Raw genomic sequence first — 20,496 nt, 5'->3', positions numbered from 1 at the left:
TTTCTCCTATTTGATAAGCTTATTCTCCGAAAATTTCTTTTTGGAGGCGACGACCAGTAGGGGTGGTAGCGAGTCCACCTTCAGCTGTTTCACGAAAGGCAGTTGGCATGCTTGCTCCTACTTGGTACATGGCATCGATCACTTCATCCACAGGGATTTTAGATTCGATACCTGCCAAGGCCATGTCTGCTGCGATGAAAGCAAAGCTAGCTCCCATGGCATTACGTTTGACACAGGGAACTTCGACCAAACCTGCAACAGGGTCACAGATGAGGCCTAGCATATTTTTAATGACAAAGGCAATAGCTTGACTGGCCTGATAAGGTGTTCCACCTGCAGCCAGAGTCAAGGCGGCAGCACTCATAGCAGAGGCTGAACCAACTTCAGCTTGACACCCACCCTCAGCACCTGAGATGGAGGCATTGTTTGCGATGACTAGTCCAAAGGCACCAGCAGCAAAGAGGAAATCCAATTGTTGCTCGTGGCTGAGGTCTAATTTTTCAATAGCAGCAGTGAGAACGGATGGCAGACAGCCAGCACTTCCAGCGGTTGGAGTGGCACAGACCAAGCCCATTTTGGCATTGTGTTCATTGACTGCGATGGCATTTCGGGCAGCCGAGAGAATCGTATAATCTGACAGAGTTTTTCCGTTTTCGATGTAGTGATCCAATTTGGCAGCATCTCCACCTGTCAGGCCACTACGAGATTTATTTTCATTGAGGCCAAGTTGGACAGAGGCTTTCATAACTTCCAGATTGCGTTCCATGAGAAGGAAGACTTCTTCACGTTCGCGACCGGTCAATTCAAACTCTGTTGTAATCATGAGTTCTGCGACATTTCCTTGAAAGTCCAGATCTGCTTGCTCGACCAATTCTTTGATAGAATAAAACATGCTTCCTCCTATTTAAAGAAATTGACATTGTGGAGATGAGGGATTTTTCAATTTCTTCGATAGCCTCATCACAGTTGCGACTGTCAACTTCGATAATCATAATGGCTTTTTCACCAGCTTTTTCACGAGTGACATTCATCTGGGCGATATTGATACCATAGCGGGAAAGCGCCTCTGTAACAAGGGCAATCATACCTGGAATATCTTGATGAACGATGATGATAGTCGGTGTATTCATATTGAGAGAGACGGCAAAACCATTGAGTTCGGTTACTTGAATATTTCCTCCACCGATAGAAATACCAGTCACGCTGATGGTCTTGTGGGCATTTTTAACAGTAATTTTAGTGGTGTTAGGGTGAGGGGCATTGCTGTCTTTCTGAATGGTCCAGACAATCTTGATACCACGCTTGTGGGCAATTTCCAGACTATTTGGAATTTCAGGATCATCTGTATCCATTCCTAAAATACCTGCAACAAGGGCTAGGTCTGTTCCGTGACCACGATAGGTCTTGGCAAATGAGTTAAAAAGTTGAATTCAACTTCTGTCGGAGTATCATCAAAAATGGAAGAGACAATCTTCCCAATACGAACAGCACCAGCGGTATGGCTACTAGATGGGCCAATCATAACTGGTCCGATGATATCAAAGACAGATTGAAAACGAAGTGATTTCATCAGTTTCCCCTTATAAAAATTCTTATCTCTATTATATCAAAGAATGAGGGGCTTGGCTTTAATTGTGGATGAAAACCTTTCTAATACCTCAAATAGCATAAAAATAGTATCTTTTATGACAAAAAACACCTTATTTAGGGAAATAAAAAATAATTTTGTAATATTTCTACATAAAAGTGTCAAGAAACGGTAATATTTAAAGGGTATGATAGAACTATAGAAAGAAGGAGAATTTTCGAATATGAAATCAATAACTAAAAAGATTAAAGCAACTCTTGCAGGAGTAGCTGCCTTGTTTGCAGTATTTGCTCCATCATTTGTATCTGCTCAAGAATCATCAACTTACACTGTTAAAGAAGGTGATACACTTTCAGAAATCGCTGAAACTCACAACACAACAGTTGAAAAATTGGCAGAAAACAACCACATTGATAACATTCATTTGATTTATGTTGATCAAGAGTTGGTTATCGATGGCCCTGTAGCGCCTGTTGCAACACCAGCGCCAGCTACTTATGCGGCACCAGCCGCTCAAGATGAAACTGTTTCAGCTCCAGTAGCAGAAACTCCAGTAGTAAGTGAAACAGTTGTTTCAACTGTAAGCGGATCTGAAGCAGAAGCCAAAGAATGGATCGCTCAAAAAGAATCAGGTGGTAGCTATACAGCTACAAATGGACGTTATATCGGACGTTACCAATTAACAGATTCATACCTGAACGGTGACTACTCAGCTGAAAACCAAGAACGTGTAGCAGATGCCTACGTTGCAGGACGTTACGGTTCATGGACTGCTGCTAAAAACTTCTGGCTTAACAATGGCTGGTATTAAGAACTAACGAACAAATAATATGTAAAGAGTCGAGGAAATCCCTCGGCTTTTTTATCTTTCCTTCGCTTGGTAATAGATCTCTACTTCTTTTTTGAGATGAGACAGCATAGAAGTTTCCTCGGTCAGCTCTAGGAGTGAGAAACCTTTTTGGATAAGTTTAGAATCGTCTGTACAAATCCCAATGCGGACATAGCAGATAGCCAGCCTATCGTAGCTTTTCTTATTCTTGGCGTCCTCCAGTAAAGTGTAGCAGATTTGCTTACACATGTTTTTATCTTGATTGTATAGATATAGTGTGGAAAGGTTGAGCAGGATTGCTATTCGCAAGTCATATAAATGTTGATAGTTTTTATAGATTTCCAAGCGTTGCAAGATTTTTCCAGTGATGAGATGGAGGTGTTCAATGGGAAAACTGAAAAGAATGGTATTGAGGATTTTCAGGTCACTCTCATACCATGTATCTTGTTTTTCAATTTTTTCCCAAAGTTTTGTGATAGTCTGTTTTACTTGGTCTGACAGTTGCTCTGTACCATGTTGACGGATATGAATGACAATTTCCAGCATATCCCTTATTTCTTCTATAGGCAGGTCGTAGTGGGTTTTGAGGTAGTCTTGGCATTTTTGAAATAAATTGACAAGATCGCTGGTCCCGATAATGGAACGCATATTGAGATAGGTTTGCATAATCTCTGTGCGTTGACTTGGTTGATAAAGTTGACAGATATATTCAAATTCTTCAAAACTCATATTGATTTGACGGAGAAGAAATTCCATATTTTCATATTTTGGGGTTGTCTTACCGCTTTCGATTTTTGATAGGCTGGTTCTTGAGAGAACACCCCCACAGACCTCTTCTTGGGTCAGCCCCTTTGACTCACGTATTTCTTTATAGACCTTTCCGAAATCATAACGCATGATTTTCTCCTTTCCGTGAAAAAAGTTAACAAACAATAAAATCTTGTTAAAAATATTGTATCATAGCAATGTAAAAAGTAAAAAAGAAAGTCGAAATAAAGTTGTGAAAAAAGTTAACGTAATTTTAAAATGAGCTTAATAAGAGGTATGATGTAGGTAGAAAATAAAGATAGGAGAAAAAGTATGAATAAAAAAATATTTTGTATTCTAGTATGTATTATATCATTGATTAGTCTGGCCATAATCTTTCCATGGGGCTGGCCGATATAATGTAAGGGAGCTTGAGTTGTTAAAGGAGGCTCAGTCCTTGGACAAAAATCTGCTGTACTACAATGCTTGGAAAGATATCAAGAACAAAGAATGATACGGTTGAAAATAAACTAATTCAAGAACTACTGGGCAGTGATTGAGGTTTGGGTGACATCAAAGAAAAGTTAGATGAATTCTAAAGAATTGAGTATTTCTATGTTAAAAAAATATCCTTGTACGATGCAACATGACCAGTCAGATTGTGCTGCGGCAGTTGTTTCAACAGTTCTTTTATCTTACAAAAAGGAACTATCAATCATGAAGATTAGGGAAATTATTGGTACAGACATGTATGGAACGACTGTCAGTGGTATTGTTTCAGGTCTGAATAAGTTGAATTTTACAGTAAAAGCTGTTCGAGTAGCACTGGAAGATTTGACTCCAAAATTAACATTTCCTGCGATTCTTCAAGTTAAGAATGATTTAGGTCAAAATCATTTTGTGGTATTACATAGTATCAAAAGGAATAGTAAATTTTACGTAGCAGACCCTGCTAGTGGCATACGCAAGATGTCAAGTGACGAACTGGGAGAAATTTATCAAGGTATTACTCTTTTTATGGTTCCAAATTCGGATTTTGAAAGAGGGAAACTAAAGGGAAAAGGACTTCTTGATTTATTTGGAAGGTTAATTTTTAATCAAAAAGGATTGATTAGTACAGTCATATTAGCTTCCTTTGTTTTAAGTATCATTGGTATTTTATCGAGTCTCTTTTCAAAAGTTATCATGGACGAGGTGATTCCATATGCTTTAAAAAATAGTCTGTATATGTTTTTGATAGTATTTGGAATAGTGTCGTTCTTACAGACTCTTCTATCTGCATTTCGTCAGCACGTTCTTTTGTTTCTATCTCGAAAAATTGATATACCGGTTTTAATGGGATATTATGACCATATTATTCATCTTCCTTATAGTTTTTTTGGAAGTCGTAGAGTTGGTGATGTTTTAACAAGATTTCAAGATGCGATGACGATAAAGAATGTGTTTACGTCAGTCTCTATTTCATTAGTCATGGATATCACCTTGTCAGTTATTAGTGCGGTTGTCCTTTGGACTATTAATCAATCTTTATTTCTGATATTAGTTTTTATGGTTATTGTTAACATCATTCTTATATACTGTTTTAAAAAGCCTTATAAAAAAATTAATCATGAACAAATGGAAGCAAATGGACTTCTTAATTCACAGTTAATTGAATCTATTCGTAACATTGATACCATTAAGTCTCAGCATGATGAGGAACAACGTTTAAACAAAATTGAAGAAAAATTTGTTCATACTTTAGAAATTGGTTATAAAGAGGGTGTTTTGCAGAATATTCAATCTACAATATCTTCAATGACCTCAACCATGGGTGGGTTATTATTTATGGGAGGGCGCATTATTTATCATTGATGGAAAAATGACTATTGGGGACCTCTTGGTTTTTCAGACATTAAGTCAATATTTTACAGAACCTATTCAGAATTTAGTTGGCTTGCAGTTAACCTTTCAAGAGGTACAGGTTGCGGTTAGTCGGCTTCAAGAATTGATGGAAGTAGATCGTGAAGACATTGCCTTGGATTATAGTATTAGAGACTTCACCTTATGTGATGACATTGAATTTAAAGATGTAACATTTGCCTATGGTTCACGCCCTCCTGTTATCAAGGACTTTAATTTGCGAATTAAACAAGGAGAAAAAATAGCTTTTGTTGGAGAAAGCGGAGCAGGAAAAAGTACGCTAGTTCGTTTGTTATTAAGATTTATAAATCCGAGTGAGGGGAAAATTCGTATAGGAGAAAATGACTTATCAGATCTTGACTATGGTAAACTACGTAAGAAAATTTCCTACATTCCTCAGACCATAGAGCTCTTTACAGGGGCAATTATTGATAATCTAAAAATTGGTAATCCTTCTGTTACATATGAGGATATGGTGAGAGTTTGTCGTATTGTTGGTATTCATGATACGATTCAACGTCTTCAAAATCGTTATGGCTCCTTTGTAGAAGAAGGCGGTCAAAATTTCTCGGGTGGAGAGAAACAACGATTGGCTATTGCAAGAGCACTACTGAGTAAAGCTGATTTGTATATATTTGATGAGGCAACCTCTAACTTAGATTCATTTAGTGAACAGATTATTCAGGATTTAATCTTTAATAAAATAATAGATAAGACAACAATTGTAGTAGCCCACAGGCTGTCTACAATTCTTCGATGTGATAAGATATGCTTTTTAGAAAATGGGACTATTGTGGAATATGGGACTCATGAAGAACTAATGGCGAAAAATGGAAAGTATGCTAGAATGGTTGGTTTGCAGAGCGTTCAAGTGAATCAACAAATTCAGTCACAGGCTGTGTTAGATACAGAGGAGGTTACTTATGGCTAAGTTAGAGGTAAAAGATAATAAAAAACTGGTACTAAAGTCAGTTATCTGTAAAAAGTTACATGATACAAAAGTAGAAGATGTAGATCAGGAAATTAATAAATTTCATCAACATTTGCAGTTGTTAAAAGCACAAATTTTTGGTCCATTAATTGTAAAAAGTTGTGGTACTACTATTCATGATGATGGATTAATAACGACTGATTTTGAGTTTTATATTCAAGCTCATAATGCTCAACAGTACAGTAACATTTATGATGTACAGGATTCTATCTCTGTTCCATATTGTTTATATGTTCGTTTTGAAGACAGTCCAGAGTATCTACAGTATGCGTATTCTAAATTGGATCTATATGTCTATGAAAATGATATTCAAACGGATGGGATTGTCTATACAGTTTATGTTAATTCTTCTCCTGAAAAAATGGTAGTAGATATTTTTAGACCAATTGTAAGCCTATGAAATTATATAATAAATCAGAATTACGTTATTCTCGTATTTTCTTTGATAAGAGACCACCAGCTTTTGCTTATTCTCATTATTTCAACTGCTATTATCTTAAGCGGTGCATTGGTTGGCGCAGCTTATATACCCAAAAACTATATTGTAAAAGCGAATGGAAATTCAGTTATAACAGGTACAGAGTTCCTATCAGCAATTGGTTCAGGGAAGGTAGTTACTTTACATAAGTCAGAAGGAGATATGGTAAATGCTGGAGATGTCATTATTTCGTTATCAAGTGGACAAGAAGGTTTACAAGCGAGCTCTTTAAATAAACAATTGGAGAAGTTACGTGCAAAAGAAGCTATCTTTCAAAAATTTGAACAATCATTAAATGAGAAATACAATCATTTATCTAATTCTGGTGAAGAACAGGAATATTATGGGAAAGTTGAATACTATCTGTCTCAGTTAAACTCGGAAAATTATAATAATGGTACCCAGTATTCAAAGATTCAGGATGAATATACGAAGTTGAATAAAATAACAGCTGAAAGAAATCAGTTAGATGCCGACTTGCAAGCTCTACAAAATGAATTGCTTCAACTTCAACAGCAAGGAGACTCACCTTCTCTATCAGATACGACATCAGCTGATAACAAAGCTAAGTTAGAAACTAAGATATCGGAAATAACAACAAAAATCGAAGCATTAAAAACAAATATTACTTCTAAGAATAGCGAGATTGATAGTCAACAAAGCAATATTAAGGATATGAACCGTACCTATAATGATCCAACTTCTCAGGCTTATAATATTTATGCTCAATTAGTTAGTGAGTTAGGTACTGCTCGTTCAAACAACAATAAAAGTATTACAGAGCTTGAGGCTAATCTTGGAGTGGCAACAGGTCAAGATAAAGCTCATAGTATATTAGCGCCAAATGAAGGTACTCTGCATTATCTGGTACCTTTGAAACAAGGAATGTCTATTCAGCAGGGGCAAACGATAGCAGAAGTTTCAGGGAAAGAAAAAGGTTACTATGTAGAAGCTTTTGTACTTGCGAGTGATATTTCTCGTGTTTCGAAAGGAGCAAAAGCTGATGTTGCTATTAGGTGTAAATAGTCAAAAATATGGAACACTAAAGGGACAAGTCAGACAGATTGATTCAGGAACAATTTCCCAAGAAACGAAAGAAGGCAATATTAGTCTTTATAAAGTCATGATAGAATTAGAAACCTTAACTCTAAAACATGGAAGTGAGACAGTCGTCCTCCAAAAGGATATGCCAGTTGAAGTGCGGATTGTCTATGATAAAGAAACCTATCTTGATTGGATTTTAGAAATGTTAAGTTTCAAGCAATAATTGGTTTTAAACCTTAGGTAACCTATAAAAACAAATAAGGTAGAGAAAGGATATCTTATCTAGGTAGCTAAGTGATAGAAACACAGACGACGATTACTTGTTAGGAAACCATCCTAACCATGCTTAATAAAAAGGAGAAAACAAATGGAACTTGTATTACCAAATAATTATGTTGTGATTGATGAAGAAGAGATGATGTATCTTGATGGTGAAGGGTGGCTTGCCTTGCTTTGTGGAGGTGTAGGTGGTGTCGCAGGCGGAATAGCAGGAGCTATAACTGGTGCGGCAGCTGGTGCAGCACTAGGGACAATAACCTTACCAGTTATTGGTACAGTTAGCTATGCATTCATTTTAGCTACTTGTGGTGCAGCAACAGGTTATATGTCAGGCTATATTACTACTATAATTTCGGTAGGATATTGGAAAGTAATTTAGGCTGGGACTAGTTATGAAAGATAAAAAAGTACAACTATTTGCGACTATAGTATTTATTATAAATCTATTATTAGCTATCGTGAGTTCATTTGATACTATTATTTTTAAGCATGTTTTCCTTATAGTTAGCTATCTGGCAATCATGCTTGCCTTTCTTATCTATATTATTGTTAAATACATTCAATCACGGAATAATGGAAGGTAAGTATAGGATATTTTATGTGCCTATTCAATCATGGGCATCTTTATCGATTACCATTTCATTTTCGGCTTAGAAAAGAAAGGACAAGGTTAAAACAATTTCTTCAATAAAGGAGTCAAGATTGGCTCCTTTTCTTGTCTTCTCTATCTAAGCATGTTATAATGAAAACTGCTCAAGCGACCTTCAATCGTGAAGCACACACGACCTTCAATCGTGAACTAGTCATTTCGTTTATCTTTTATTACGTCGTTAACTCGAAATGAGATGCAAGCTGAGCTTGTCTGATTTATAACCTCAATCAGTCTCCCAGACTGATTGAGCGAACTCAAGTTATGCCTGCGACTCGTTGCCTATCATATTTTCATTTTAAGATGATAGGCTAAAATGGTCTCCCAGACCATTTTACTACTAAAAGCAAACGAAAAGACTATACTCGAAGAAATTCTATTGAAAGTCATAGTAAATAGAATTTTGAGGGGTATAAATAAACGAATAGATGGGAGACTTACCATGAGTGATAACTCTAAAACACGTGTTGTCGTGGGGATGAGTGGTGGTGTTGATTCGTCGGTGACGGCTCTTTTGCTCAAGGAGCAGGGCTACGATGTGATCGGTATTTTCATGAAGAACTGGGATGACACAGATGAAAACGGCGTCTGTACGGCGACCGAAGATTACAAGGATGTGGCTGCGGTGGCAGACCAGATTGGCATTCCCTACTACTCTGTCAATTTTGAAAAAGAGTACTGGGACCGCGTTTTTGAGTATTTCCTAGCGGAATACCGTGCAGGACGCACGCCAAATCCAGATGTTATGTGCAACAAGGAAATCAAGTTCAAGGCCTTTTTGGACTATGCCATGACTTTAGGGGCAGACTATGTAGCGACTGGGCATTATGCCCGAGTGGCGCGTGATGAAGATGGTACTGTTCATATGCTTCGTGGCGTGGACAATGGCAAGGATCAGACTTATTTCCTCAGCCAACTGTCGCAAGAACAACTTCAAAAAACTATGTTCCCACTGGGACATTTGGAAAAGCCGGAAGTGCGAGAACTAGCAGAAAAAGCAGGCCTTGCGACTGCTAAGAAGAAAGACTCGACAGGGATTTGCTTTATCGGAGAAAAGAACTTTAAAAACTTTCTCAGCAACTATCTGCCAGCTCAGCCTGGTCGCATGATGACTGTGGATGGACGTGATATGGGCGAGCATGCAGGCCTTATGTACTATACGATTGGTCAGCGTGGCGGACTCGGTATCGGTGGGCAACACGGTGGTGACAATGCCCCTTGGTTCGTTGTTGGAAAAGACTTAAGCAAGAATATTCTCTATGTAGGACAAGGCTTCTACCATGACTCGCTCATGTCAACTAGCCTTGAGGCCAGTCAGGTTCACTTTACTCGTGACATGCCAGAGGAGTTTACGCTCGAATGTACGGCCAAATTCCGCTATCGTCAGCCTGATTCTAAGGTGACAGTACATGTTAAAGGAGACAAGGCAGAGGTCATCTTTGCGGAACCGCAACGCGCTATCACACCAGGACAGGCAGTTGTCTTTTACGATGGCGAAGAGTGTCTCGGTGGTGGTTTGATTGACAATGCTTACCGTGATGGACAAGTTTGTCAGTACATTTAGATTGACAAATTTTCTCAATTTGCTACAATAATAAAAGCAATAGAAATGATGGTCAAAGCTCATGGATGTTGCAGGCTTTTTTGTCCTGCACTTCTTTGGAGTTTTGACTGTTTTTGTGTCGTTTAGAGGAAAGGACAAAAATGACTCAACAAGACTTTCGGACAAAAGTAGACAATACGGTTTTTGGTGTTCGGGCGACAGCCTTGATTCTTCAAAATCGCAAGCTTCTAGTCACCAAAGACAAGGGCAAGTATTACATTATCGGCGGTGCGATTCAAGTTAACGAAAAAACGGAAGACGCGGTAGTCCGTGAAGTGAAGGAAGAACTGGGTGTTAAATCTCAAGCTGGGCAGCTAGCTTTTGTGGTTGAAAATCGTTTTGAAGTGGACGGCGTTTCCTATCACAATATCGAGTTTCATTATCTGGTGGATTTGCTTGAAGATGCCCCGTTGACCATGCAGGAAGATGAGAAAAGGCAGCCCTGTGAGTGGATTGACTTGGATAAGCTCCAGAATATCCAGCTAGTTCCAGCCTTTTTGAAAACAGCCCTACCAACTTGGGACGGCCAACTGCGACACATTCATCTTGAGGAATAGGAGAGAAACATGACTTATAATTTTACTGAAGAATACGATATTATTGTAATCGGTGCGGGACACGCTGGGGTCGAGGCTTCCTTAGCTGCCAGCCGTATGGGTTGTAAGGTCTTGCTTGCGACCATCAACATTGAAATGCTGGCTTTCATGCCTTGTAATCCCTCTATCGGTGGTTCTGCCAAGGGGATTGTCGTGCGTGAAGTTGATGCACTTGGTGGCGAAATGGCCAAAACCATTGATAAGACTTACATCCAGATGAAGATGCTCAACACAGGGAAAGGACCAGCCGTTCGTGCCCTTCGTGCGCAGGCTGACAAGGAACTATACTCTAAGGAGATGCGCAAGACAGTTGAAAATCAAGAGAATCTCACCCTTCGTCAAACCATGATTGATGAGATTTTGGTGGAAGATGGCAAGGTTGTCGGTGTGCGTACAGCGACCCATCAAGAGTATGCTGCCAAAGCTGTTATCGTGACGACAGGGACTGCCCTCCGTGGGGAAATTATCATCGGAGACCTCAAGTACTCATCAGGTCCTAACCACAGCCTAGCATCTATTAACCTTGCTGACAATCTCAAGGAATTGGGACTTGAAATTGGTCGTTTCAAGACAGGAACCCCTCCACGTGTCAAGGCTTCTTCTATCAACTACGATGTGACAGAGATTCAGCCAGGAGACGAAGCGCCTAATCACTTCTCATACACTTCACGTGATGAGGATTATGTCAAAGATCAAGTGCCATGCTGGTTGACCTATACCAATGGTACCAGTCATGAGATTATCCAAAATAACCTCCACCGTGCGCCTATGTTTACAGGTGTGGTCAAGGGAGTGGGCCCTCGTTACTGTCCGTCGATTGAGGACAAGATTGTGCGCTTTGCAGACAAGGAACGCCACCAACTTTTCCTAGAGCCAGAAGGGCGCAATACAGAGGAAGTCTATGTCCAAGGCCTCTCAACCAGTTTACCTGAAGATGTGCAACGTGAGCTGGTTCATTCTATCAAAGGTTTGGAAAATGCAGAGATGATGCGAACAGGTTATGCCATCGAGTACGATATGGTCTTGCCACACCAGTTGCGTGCGACTCTGGAAACCAAGAAAATCTCCGGACTTTTCACTGCTGGTCAGACTAATGGAACGTCAGGTTATGAAGAGGCAGCAGGCCAAGGGATTATCGCTGGGATCAATGCGGCTCTGAAAATCCAAGGTAAACCTGAGTTGATTTTGAAGCGCAGTGACGGTTATATCGGGGTGATGATTGATGACTTGGTGACCAAGGGAACGATTGAGCCTTATCGCCTTTTGACCAGTCGTGCTGAATACCGCCTCATTCTCCGCCATGACAATGCTGATATGCGTTTGACTGAGATGGGCCGTGAGATTGGTCTTGTGGATGATGAACGCTGGACTCGCTTTGAAATCAAGAAAAATCAATTTGAAAATGAGATGAAACGCCTAGACAGCATCAAACTCAAGCCAGTCAAGGAAACCAATGCCAAGGTTGAGGAGATGGGCTTCAAGCCGTTGACAGATGCAGTGACAGCCAAGGAGTTCCTTCGCCGTCCAGAAGTTTCTTACCAAGATGTGGTGGCCTTCATCGGACCAGCTGCAGAGGACTTGGATGACAAGATTATCGAATTGATTGAAACAGAAATCAAGTACGAAGGCTATATTTCCAAAGCCATGGACCAGGTTGCTAAGATGAAACGTATGGAAGAAAAACGCATTCCAGCCAATATTGATTGGGATGACATTGATTCTATCGCAACCGAAGCTCGTCAGAAGTTCAAACTCATCAATCCAGAAACCATCGGTCAAGCCAGCCGTATTTCGGGAGTAAACCCAGCAGATATTTCTATTTTGATGGTGTATCTGGAAGGTAAAAATCGTAGTATTTCTAAAACTCTTCAAAAATCAAAATGATACGTCGTCGGCTTCTTACGAATGAGTTCAAAGCTTGGCTTTGATTCATCTCCAACCTCCCATAGTTCCCCGAACTATGGGAGCTAACTCAAGTTATGCATTTTCCTAGCCTTCTGGTCTGATTTTCATTGAGTTTTAATCTCAAAAGAAAGCATAGAGAAAAACAGCTCCGAAGACGGGGCTGTTTTGTTGACTTGTACTCAATGAAAATCAAAGAGCAAACTAGGAAGCTAGCCGTAGGTTGCTCAAAGCACTGCTTTGAGGTTGTGGATAGAACTGACGAAGTCAGTAACCATATATACGGCAAGGCGAAGCTGACGTGGTTTGAAGAGATTTTCGAAGAGTATTATTCTTCATCTGGTGTGAGGATCATCGGGATGATAATCGGTTCACGTTCGGTATTTTCATAGAGGAAGGGGCGAATAGCGTTGACAATGGCACCATTGACAGATTGCACGCTAGCATCCTTGTTTTTCAGTGCGATACGAATGGCATTGAAGAGGATACGCTGGCTTTGGCGAATCAGGTCGCCAGACTCTCTCATGTAGACAAAGCCTCGGCTGAGGATGTCTGGACCAGATAGAATCATCTGCGACTTGAAGTCAACAGTTGCGACTGCTAAAACGACACCGTCTTCAGATAGATCACGACGGTCTTTGAGGACAGCTGCGCCGATTTCACCGATACGATTTCCATCGACATAGATGTCTTGGGCGTTGAAATGACCTGCAATACGAGCTGAGTCAGCAGTAAGGGCAAGCACATCACCATTACTCATGATAAAGATATTGTCCTTCTCAACACCAGTATCCACTGCTAGTCCAGCGTGGACTTTTTGCATGCGGTATTCACCGTGGACAGGCATGAAGTATTTTGGCTTAATCAAGCGGAGCATGAGTTTTTGCTCTTGCTGGCCACCGTGTCCAGATGTATGGATATTGTTCACTTTACCGTGGATAACTTCGACACCAGCTTCAGAAATGATGTTAATCAGCTTGTTGACGCTAGTCGTATTTCCAGGGATTGGGCTTGAAGAGAAGATAACGGTATCACCGGGTTGGAGTTGTACCTGACGGTGGGTTCCGTTGGCGATACGAGAGAGGGCTGCCATAGGCTCGCCCTGACTACCTGTACAGAGGATCAGAACCTCGCCAGCAGGGTAGTCTTTGATTTCATTTGGCTCGATAAAGGTTCCCTTAGGAGCTTTGATGTAGCCAAGGTCGATTCCGTTGACAATGGCCTTTTCCATAGAACGACCAAAGACCGCAATCTTGCGTCCAGTCTTAACAGCAGCTTCTGTTGCCTGCTGGAGACGGAAGATATTTGAGGCAAAGGATGCAAAGATGATACGTCCTTCAATACCTTGGATAATCTTCATAATGGACTGACCAACGACTTTTTCAGAGTTGGTAAAGGTTGGTACTTCCGCATTTGTCGAGTCAGACAGGAGACAGAGCACGCCTTCTTCACCAAGCGCAGCCATACGATGCAAGTCCGCAGGTTCTCCAACTGGAGTAAAGTCGAACTTAAAGTCACCCGTACAGACGATTTTCCCTTGAGGAGTATGAATGACAATCCCCAAAGGCTCTGGAATAGAGTGAGTCGTTCTAAAGAAAGTTGCCTTGAGATTTTTAAAGGTCAACTCGGTGTTGTGGTTGATTTCGTAAAGTTTGGCGTTGCGCAAGAGGCCGTGTTCTTCGAGTTTCCCACGGATCAAAGCCAAGGCAAGCGGTCCAGCATAAATAGGGACATTTGCTTGCTTGAGTAGGAACGGAATCCCACCAATGTGGTCCTCGTGTCCGTGTGTGATTAAAACAGCCTTGACGCGGTCGATATTGTCTACGATGTAAGAGTAGTCAGGAATGACATAGTCGATACCAAGCAAGTCATCTTCTGGGAATTTAATCCCAGCATCGACGATGATAATCTCGCCTTGGTATTCAATTCCGTAAGTGTTTTTCCCGATTTCTCCTAGACCACCGATGGCAAAAACGCCGACTTCTTCAGGTTTAAGAGTGTAGGCCATATTAGAACTCCGTAATTTCGAAGGCGCCAGTTTCTTTTTCGTAATCGAGCAATTTGTCAGACAAGAGTTCGATATATTCGATATTGTACTCTGGGCGATTTTCTTCGACAAGTTGGCGAGCAGTGATACGGCCCTCAAGTTCTGAGCTGGCATCGATGTCTAGGTAAAGCGCGCGTGTTGTTTCACGGCGTGGGCTACGTTCTTTTGTTTCTTGATAAAAAACTTTGTAAATCATATAGTTCCTTTCTATTTACAGGTCAGCTTATTCCAAACTTTTAGCAGATATTTGCTTGATTTCATTCCATTTTGTGTCTAGATTGACCTTGATTCGTTACAATTATTTCAATTATACCACAAAATGAAAAATTAGTAAAAGACGGAAACGAGAAAGTTAGGGGACGATTTCTTCGGTAATCGTTTGCAAAAATAAAGAAAATGTGTTATGTTGATAACGGAAGTGAAGTTTATTACTTGTCATAATTCCATATAGATTTTAAGTCAAGGAGGTTGCTCTATGTATAACTTATTTGCTTTTGCTATCGGAGCTCGCTTGGTAGCTTTTATTGTTTTTGTTGCTTGCGTTTATGCGGGTAATCTTCTATTTACCAAACTGGAACGACGACAAACCAAGTTCTTGTGGAAAATTACCTTTGTGACTCTCTACTCGCTTTTTCTTCTCCTCGTAACCTATGTCGTTTGGTTTGTATTTTACTTTGGATTAAATGCTTAGATGCCCCGCTTATGCTGGGGCTTTTTGTTTGGTGGCAAAAGATAGTAAATTTATGACACGAAAATTCCACCCCATCTATCAAGATGAGGTGGTCTTTGCATTTTTCTAAAATGACATGACAATGGAATTTTCAGAGCTTATTATTTTTATGGGAGTCATTGTTCTGCTCAAAAATAGAGTTGAAGCATAAAAATAAAACAATACAAACAGATAGATCAATTGGTAAAGGGATAGTAGTCATGTTTAAATCATTGAGAATGCTGAGCAAACTGTAAGAGATGAAGACAATAAAATTTATCCTTCTAAAAATGTGTTTCTTATCTAGCATGACTTACCAAACTTTTTACGAAGGTCTTTTCCAATGGTATAATCTGCCATAAATAAAGCGATACCAACACCTACACCAAAGCCACCCTTTATTTCTTGCAATTCCTTAGTAGAAATTTCACAATAGTTGTTCAAATCTTTCATCATATTAATCTCCTCCTAAAAAATAACCAGCTGCCAAACCAGAACCTATAAGTGCTGTTCCACCTGCAATAGCTTTCCAAGATACTGCTACTCCAAAGATAACCAAGGGAGCGAGACCGCCATCAATATCTGATAATTCATTTTCAGATAAGGATAAAAATTGATTGTCAAGAATGTCAAAATTTGTCATTGAACTTTCCTCCTTTTTTCTTATTCACTTTTATATTCGGAAAAGAAAAGGAAAAGTGAACATTTTTTTAAATTATTTTTAGTTAAGTGAGGGCATTTTTGTTTGGGGATAAAGAAAATTCCCATGTGCCAGCTTTTGTAGTATAATAGTAAGCAGACAAAAAGATAGGAATGTGTTATGAAAGTATTAGCTTTTGATACGTCTAGCAAGGCTCTTTCTCTGGCTATTTTAGAGGACAAGCAGGTTATTGCCGAGACGACGATTAATATCAAGAAAAATCACAGTATTACCCTTATGCCTGCCATCGATTTTTTGATGGCAAGTTTGGATTGGACACCCAAGGATTTGGACCGAATCGTGGTAGCTGAAGGGCCAGGTAGCTACACAGGCTTGCGAATTGCGGTGGCAACTGCCAAGACCTTAGCTCACACTCTGAACATCGAGTTAGTTGGTATGTCGAGTCTCTTGGCTCTGGTGCCCTACCAACAAGAAGGCTTGTTTGTCCCCTTGATGGATGCGCGTCGCAATAATGTTTATGCAGGATTTTATGAAAATGCCAAACCTGTCATGCCAGAAGCGCACCTGCCTTTTGAGCGAGTGATTGAGCTAATCAAGGGGGCTAGTCAGGTAACCTTTGTCGGAGAAGTTGGCCCCTTTGTGAAGCAGATTCAAGAACACTTGCCAAGGACTAATTTCAAAGAAACCTTGCCAAATGCAGCCAATCTAGCTCTTTGGGCTTGGGACAAGGAAGCAGACTCCTTGCACGACTTTGTGCCGAACTACCTCAAACGTGTTGAGGCTGAGGAAAACTGGCTTAAGAACCACACGGAGTCTGGCGAGTCTTACATTAAACGCCTATGATAGAAATCAAACGAACTCAACAGCAGTCTGACTTGGCTCAAGCCATCTACGCTGTTATGGCAGCTGTTTACCCAATCAGTCCGTGGACGCTGGAACAAATCCAAGCAGACCTGGCTCAAGACCAGACTTGGTATGCTCTGGCTTATGATGGGGCAGAAGTGATTGGATTTCTAGCTGTACAGGAGAATCTCTTTGAGGCAGAAGTCCTGCAAATCGCTGTCAAAGAAGCCTATCAGGGTCAGGGAATTGCGTCAGCCTTGTTTGCGACACTGCCGACAGACAAGGAGATTTTCCTCGAAGTCAGAAAATCAAATCAACGAGCGCAAGCATTTTACAAGAAAGAAAAGATGGCAGTCATCGCTGAGCGAAAGGCCTACTACCATGCCCCAGTCGAGGACGCCATTATCATGAAGAGAGAAATAGATGAAGGATAGATATATTTTAGCATTTGAGACATCCTGTGATGAGACCAGTGTCGCCGTCTTGAAAAACGACGATGAGCTCTTGTCCAATGTCATTGCTAGTCAAATTGAGAGTCACAAACGTTTTGGAGGCGTAGTGCCGGAAGTAGCCAGTCGTCACCATGTAGAGGTCATTACAGCCTGTATCGAGGAGGCGTTAGCCGAAGCAGGGATTACCGAAGAGGACGTGACAGCTGTGGCGGTTACCTATGGACCGGGCTTGGTCGGAGCCTTACTGGTCGGTTTGTCAGCTGCTAAGGCCTTTGCTTGGGCTCATGGACTTCCGCTGATTCCTGTTAACCACATGGCTGGTCACCTCATGGCCGCTCAGAGTGTGGAGTCTTTGGAGTTTCCCTTGCTAGCCCTTTTGGTTAGCGGTGGACACACAGAGTTGGTTTATGTTTCGGAGGCTGGGGACTACAAGATTGTTGGAGAAACGCGAGATGACGCGGTTGGGGAGGCCTATGATAAGGTTGGCCGTGTCATGGGCTTGACCTATCCTGCCGGTCGTGAGATTGACGAGCTAGCTCATCAGGGACAGGATATTTATGATTTTCCTCGTGCCATGATTAAGGAAGATAATCTGGAGTTTTCATTCTCAGGTTTGAAATCGGCCTTTATCAATCTTCACCACAATGCCGAGCAAAAGGGAGAAAGCTTGTCCACAGAGGATTTGTGTGCTTCCTTCCAAGCAGCTGTCTTGGATATTCTTATGGCAAAAACTAAGAAGGCTTTGGAGAAATACCCTGTTAAAACCCTTGTCGTAGCAGGTGGGGTAGCAGCCAATAAAGGCCTCAGAGAACGCCTAGCGGCCGAAATCACAGATGTCAGGTTATCATCCCACCTCTGCGCCTCTGCGGAGACAATGCAGGTATGATTGCCTATGCCAGCGTCAGCGAGTGGAACAAAGAAAACTTTGCAAGCTTGGACCTCAATGCCAAACCAAGTCTCGCTTTTGATACCATGGAATAAAATGGAGTCAGCTTAAGGCTGGCTTTTTCACCCTTTGAAATGTCAGAATATTTTGACAAAACTATAAAAATAATGATATAATATGCAAAAGCTAGGAGGTGGCAAGATGATTGAGAGAATGGAATTGGGAGAATTTTACAAGGAATTGCGCTTGGCTAGAAAGCTCAAGCAGTCAGATGTGGCTTGTGAGGGTCTAACAGCTTCTCAGCTATCCAAGTTCGAACTAGGGCAGTCTATGCTATCTGCAGATAAGTTGATCCTAGCCATCCAAGGTATAAATGTGACCTTTGATGAGTTTGGGCACAAGCTCAACAACTATCAAGAATCTCCACATATGCGAATCGGTCGAAAGGTTGTGGATCGCTTTGCCCACCAAGATATCGCTGGCTTAGAGCAACTATTGGAGAAAATCAAGCAAGAACAGATGGCAGAGACCTATCGTCGTTTGAATGCTATTGTAATCAAAGATGCCATCCACTCACTAGATAAAAGCTACCCACTAGCAGAGGAGGATAGCGAGTTTTTGACCACCTATCTCTATGCTATCGAGTCTTGGACCTGGTTTGAACTCTATCTCTTTTGCAATACTATGCCCTTCTTGAGCAATCAAGATCTGATCTTTTTATCAACCTCCTTACTCGAAAAATCCAAAGAATTTAAAGAGTTGGTACATAATAGACTGTATATGAAAAGTGGCTTTCTGAATATTATATCAGAGCTCATGGAGCGAAAACTTTTCTCATACATCCCAATCTTCGAAGCCGAGTTGGAGAGCATGTTGCGTCCGTACGATGTTTTTGAGAAAGTATCGTGGCAATTTTTAAAGAAAATGAGTATTTTTCTTCAAACCAAGGGAAGCAACCAAAAAGAGATTGAAAATTTTATCCAATCTCTGCAAGTATTAGAAAATCCACAATTGACAGCCCTTTTTGAATTGCGTTTGCAGCAATACAAAGAGTTTATCGATTAGTTAAAAACGGGATGACAATAACCCACTCCGAAATAAGCAGGAGTATCAGTTGTATTTTTCTTTTCTTCATCATTATATCCCTCCTTGTTAGTAATAACTTTATTATACCAGAGAAGTAATCAAATTCACCAAAATCGCAAATCTGAAATTTCTATAAGAAAAAATATCAAATATGCGATTTTCTAAAATAAGCCAATTTCCGTGTTATACTGTCCTTGTAAAACATTTGAAGCAAATCCTAGGTCGCAGAAGTGGTTTACAAATGAAGATAATTGAAGGAGTGTAAAAGATGTTAAATTTACAATTTGCAGAAACAATGGAATTGACAGAAGCTGAGTTGGAGACAGTTTATGGAGGGGAACTTGGGTATAATGCCGTTATCCCAGGTGGTAGTTGGGGAGGTTTAGGAACGTCTTGGTCAATCACTAATTTCTGGGAGAAATATTTTAACCATGATTCTTCCACTGTTAATCGTCGCCATTATTGATATTCAAAGTCCTTGCCTTTTTCTTGGGTAGGGGCTGTCTTTATTTCATAGTATAGGAGAAAATAAAATGGGAAAGATAACTTCAAGATACTACTTTTTTATAGCGATTCTACTCGTTCTTGCTTATCAGTACCTTAGTGGTCTGGTTTTATCTAGCGACTTTGCTCTTGTTCTATCTGACTTTGGTTATTATCTGTCGGATATGATGTTGCATTTTCTTGTCGTTTTTATTGCTTTTTTTGCTATGGTTAAGTCAGGCAAATGGCAGAAAATCAAGAGTAGAAAGTTTAAAGGATCCTATCTTTTCTATTCCTTCCTAGCTCTGCTTGCTTTTGTTGTTTGGAATTTCGTCACCTTTTTTCTTTTCCCTCCTACCAAAAATGAAATTGCTTATCAACTGGATGTTCCTACTTTTACAGGAGCTACAGCATTTTTGATGTATTTTTTCTATCCTGTTATAGCAGGTCCCATTTTTGAAGACATGATTTATCGGGGATTGGTGATGACAGCTCTGGAAAAAGGAAAGAAATGGGGACTAGATGTACTTGGTTCTGCTATTTTATTTGGGGTCTTGCACATTAGTAATCACGGTTGGGTTTTAACAGACTTTTTTGTATATATGGGTGGTGGCCTCATATTTGCCATCTTGTTTAGAGTAACCAAGTCCATTTATTGGCCTATTGGACTGCATATAGTCTACAATGGCATTGGTCAAATTTTACCGTTGCTGTAATTTTG

18 protein-coding genes and 5 pseudogenes are annotated in these 20,496 nt (G+C 40.4%); 16 read left to right on the top strand and 7 right to left on the bottom strand.

What is annotated here, in order from left to right; genetic code table 11:
* Nucleotides 1–19: 19 nt before the first annotated feature.
* Both sdaAA and sdaAB read right to left on the bottom strand, forming a co-directional pair.
* Nucleotides 20–892 carry an L-serine ammonia-lyase, iron-sulfur-dependent, subunit alpha gene (gene sdaAA / locus QMQ21_RS12580; protein ID WP_000500038.1) on the bottom strand — a complete coding sequence of 291 codons (873 nt, stop codon included), beginning with the start codon at nt 890–892 and terminating at the stop codon, nt 20–22.
* A gap of 8 nt (nt 893–900) precedes the next feature.
* Nucleotides 901–1,570 (bottom strand): annotated as a pseudogene (sdaAB, locus tag QMQ21_RS12575) (L-serine ammonia-lyase, iron-sulfur-dependent subunit beta).
* A 241-nt stretch (nt 1,571–1,811) separates the two neighbouring features.
* Here sdaAB and apf point away from each other — a divergent pair.
* Complete coding sequence (apf, locus tag QMQ21_RS12570; RefSeq protein ID WP_000836442.1) at nt 1,812–2,399, top strand: aggregation-promoting factor; 588 nt, start codon at nt 1,812–1,814, stop codon at nt 2,397–2,399.
* 51 nt (nt 2,400–2,450) lie between these two features.
* Here apf and QMQ21_RS12565 read toward each other — a convergent pair whose 3' ends face one another.
* Nucleotides 2,451–3,314: a helix-turn-helix domain-containing protein gene (locus QMQ21_RS12565; protein WP_166735773.1), complete on the bottom strand. Its 864-nt coding sequence runs from the start codon at nt 3,312–3,314 to the stop codon at nt 2,451–2,453.
* A gap of 465 nt (nt 3,315–3,779) precedes the next feature.
* Here QMQ21_RS12565 and QMQ21_RS12560 point away from each other — a divergent pair.
* From QMQ21_RS12560 to mnmG, 8 genes and pseudogenes are all read left to right on the top strand, one after another.
* A pseudogene (locus QMQ21_RS12560) lies at nt 3,780–5,997 on the top strand (peptidase domain-containing ABC transporter).
* Nucleotides 5,990–6,457 (top strand): hypothetical protein, encoded by a 468-nt coding sequence (locus tag QMQ21_RS12555; protein WP_001096141.1) that lies wholly within the window; start codon nt 5,990–5,992, stop codon nt 6,455–6,457. Before QMQ21_RS12560 ends, QMQ21_RS12555 begins: the two are co-directional and overlap by 8 nt.
* A pseudogene (locus QMQ21_RS12550) lies at nt 6,454–7,802 on the top strand (beta-barrel domain-containing protein). Before QMQ21_RS12555 ends, QMQ21_RS12550 begins: the two are co-directional and overlap by 4 nt.
* Before the next feature lie 144 nt (nt 7,803–7,946).
* Nucleotides 7,947–8,019 (top strand): annotated as a pseudogene (locus QMQ21_RS12540) (SPH_0227 family bacteriocin-like peptide); the annotation flags it as partial.
* The gene (locus tag QMQ21_RS19505) at nt 7,995–8,237 is read left to right on the top strand and encodes a bacteriocin (protein ID WP_425604054.1); all 243 of its coding nucleotides are present in this window, start codon (nt 7,995–7,997) and stop codon (nt 8,235–8,237) included. The pseudogene QMQ21_RS12540 and the gene QMQ21_RS19505, both read left to right, overlap by 25 nt.
* A 712-nt stretch (nt 8,238–8,949) precedes the next feature.
* Nucleotides 8,950–10,071 carry a tRNA 2-thiouridine(34) synthase MnmA gene (gene mnmA / locus QMQ21_RS12535; protein ID WP_023935516.1) on the top strand — a complete coding sequence of 374 codons (1,122 nt, stop codon included), beginning with the start codon at nt 8,950–8,952 and terminating at the stop codon, nt 10,069–10,071.
* 140 nt (nt 10,072–10,211) lie between these two features.
* Nucleotides 10,212–10,667 (top strand): NUDIX hydrolase, encoded by a 456-nt coding sequence (locus tag QMQ21_RS12530; protein WP_166735772.1) that lies wholly within the window; start codon nt 10,212–10,214, stop codon nt 10,665–10,667.
* A 9-nt stretch (nt 10,668–10,676) separates the two neighbouring features.
* Nucleotides 10,677–12,590, top strand: coding sequence for a tRNA uridine-5-carboxymethylaminomethyl(34) synthesis enzyme MnmG (mnmG, locus tag QMQ21_RS12525; protein WP_023935520.1), 1,914 nt, complete (start codon nt 10,677–10,679; stop codon nt 12,588–12,590).
* A 346-nt stretch (nt 12,591–12,936) separates the two neighbouring features.
* Here mnmG and rnjA read toward each other — a convergent pair whose 3' ends face one another.
* On the bottom strand, nt 12,937–14,616 hold the full coding sequence (gene rnjA, locus QMQ21_RS12520) for a ribonuclease J1 (RefSeq protein WP_023932444.1): 1,680 nt from the start codon (nt 14,614–14,616) through the stop codon (nt 12,937–12,939).
* A 1-nt stretch (nt 14,617) separates the two neighbouring features.
* Nucleotides 14,618–14,851 (bottom strand): DNA-dependent RNA polymerase subunit epsilon, encoded by a 234-nt coding sequence (locus tag QMQ21_RS12515; protein ID WP_000639577.1) that lies wholly within the window; start codon nt 14,849–14,851, stop codon nt 14,618–14,620.
* A 279-nt stretch (nt 14,852–15,130) separates the two neighbouring features.
* On the opposite strand from QMQ21_RS12515, the gene QMQ21_RS12510 reads away from it, so the two are divergent.
* The gene (locus QMQ21_RS12510; protein WP_000282480.1) at nt 15,131–15,346 is read left to right on the top strand and encodes a hypothetical protein; all 216 of its coding nucleotides are present in this window, start codon (nt 15,131–15,133) and stop codon (nt 15,344–15,346) included.
* 321 nt (nt 15,347–15,667) lie between these two features.
* On the opposite strand, the gene cibB is transcribed toward QMQ21_RS12510, so the two are convergent.
* Together cibB and cibA are read right to left on the bottom strand one after the other, a co-directional pair.
* Nucleotides 15,668–15,820 carry a fratricide two-peptide bacteriocin subunit CibB gene (gene cibB, locus QMQ21_RS12505; RefSeq protein WP_023935524.1) on the bottom strand — a complete coding sequence of 51 codons (153 nt, stop codon included), beginning with the start codon at nt 15,818–15,820 and terminating at the stop codon, nt 15,668–15,670.
* A gap of 1 nt (nt 15,821) precedes the next feature.
* Nucleotides 15,822–16,007: a fratricide two-peptide bacteriocin subunit CibA gene (gene cibA, locus QMQ21_RS12500; RefSeq protein WP_000180803.1), complete on the bottom strand. Its 186-nt coding sequence runs from the start codon at nt 16,005–16,007 to the stop codon at nt 15,822–15,824.
* A gap of 177 nt (nt 16,008–16,184) precedes the next feature.
* Here cibA and tsaB point away from each other — a divergent pair, with 177 nt between their 5' ends.
* The 6 genes and pseudogenes from tsaB to QMQ21_RS12470 all read left to right on the top strand — a co-directional run bounded on the left by tsaB (nt 16,185) and on the right by QMQ21_RS12470 (nt 20,491).
* Entirely contained in the window at nt 16,185–16,868 is a 684-nt protein-coding gene (gene tsaB / locus QMQ21_RS12495; RefSeq protein WP_023935526.1) for a tRNA (adenosine(37)-N6)-threonylcarbamoyltransferase complex dimerization subunit type 1 TsaB, read from the top strand.
* Nucleotides 16,865–17,302 carry a ribosomal protein S18-alanine N-acetyltransferase gene (gene rimI / locus QMQ21_RS12490; RefSeq protein WP_023935528.1) on the top strand — a complete coding sequence of 146 codons (438 nt, stop codon included), beginning with the start codon at nt 16,865–16,867 and terminating at the stop codon, nt 17,300–17,302. Before tsaB ends, rimI begins: the two co-directional genes overlap by 4 nt.
* A pseudogene (gene tsaD / locus QMQ21_RS12485) lies at nt 17,292–18,301 on the top strand (tRNA (adenosine(37)-N6)-threonylcarbamoyltransferase complex transferase subunit TsaD). The gene rimI and the pseudogene tsaD overlap by 11 nt, the downstream one beginning before the upstream one ends.
* Before the next feature lie 106 nt (nt 18,302–18,407).
* On the top strand, nt 18,408–19,271 hold the full coding sequence (locus QMQ21_RS12480; protein ID WP_023935532.1) for an XRE/MutR family transcriptional regulator: 864 nt from the start codon (nt 18,408–18,410) through the stop codon (nt 19,269–19,271).
* A gap of 289 nt (nt 19,272–19,560) precedes the next feature.
* Nucleotides 19,561–19,758: a peptide pheromone VP1 gene (locus QMQ21_RS12475; protein WP_000933471.1), complete on the top strand. Its 198-nt coding sequence runs from the start codon at nt 19,561–19,563 to the stop codon at nt 19,756–19,758.
* Between the two features lie 67 nt (nt 19,759–19,825).
* Entirely contained in the window at nt 19,826–20,491 is a 666-nt protein-coding gene (locus tag QMQ21_RS12470) for a CPBP family intramembrane glutamic endopeptidase (protein WP_023935534.1), read from the top strand.
* The last annotated feature ends 5 nt before the right edge of the window (nt 20,492–20,496 follow it).

This window comes from Streptococcus bouchesdurhonensis, from assembly GCF_948472335.1.
This window is presented reverse-complemented; position numbering and strand designations above follow the sequence as displayed.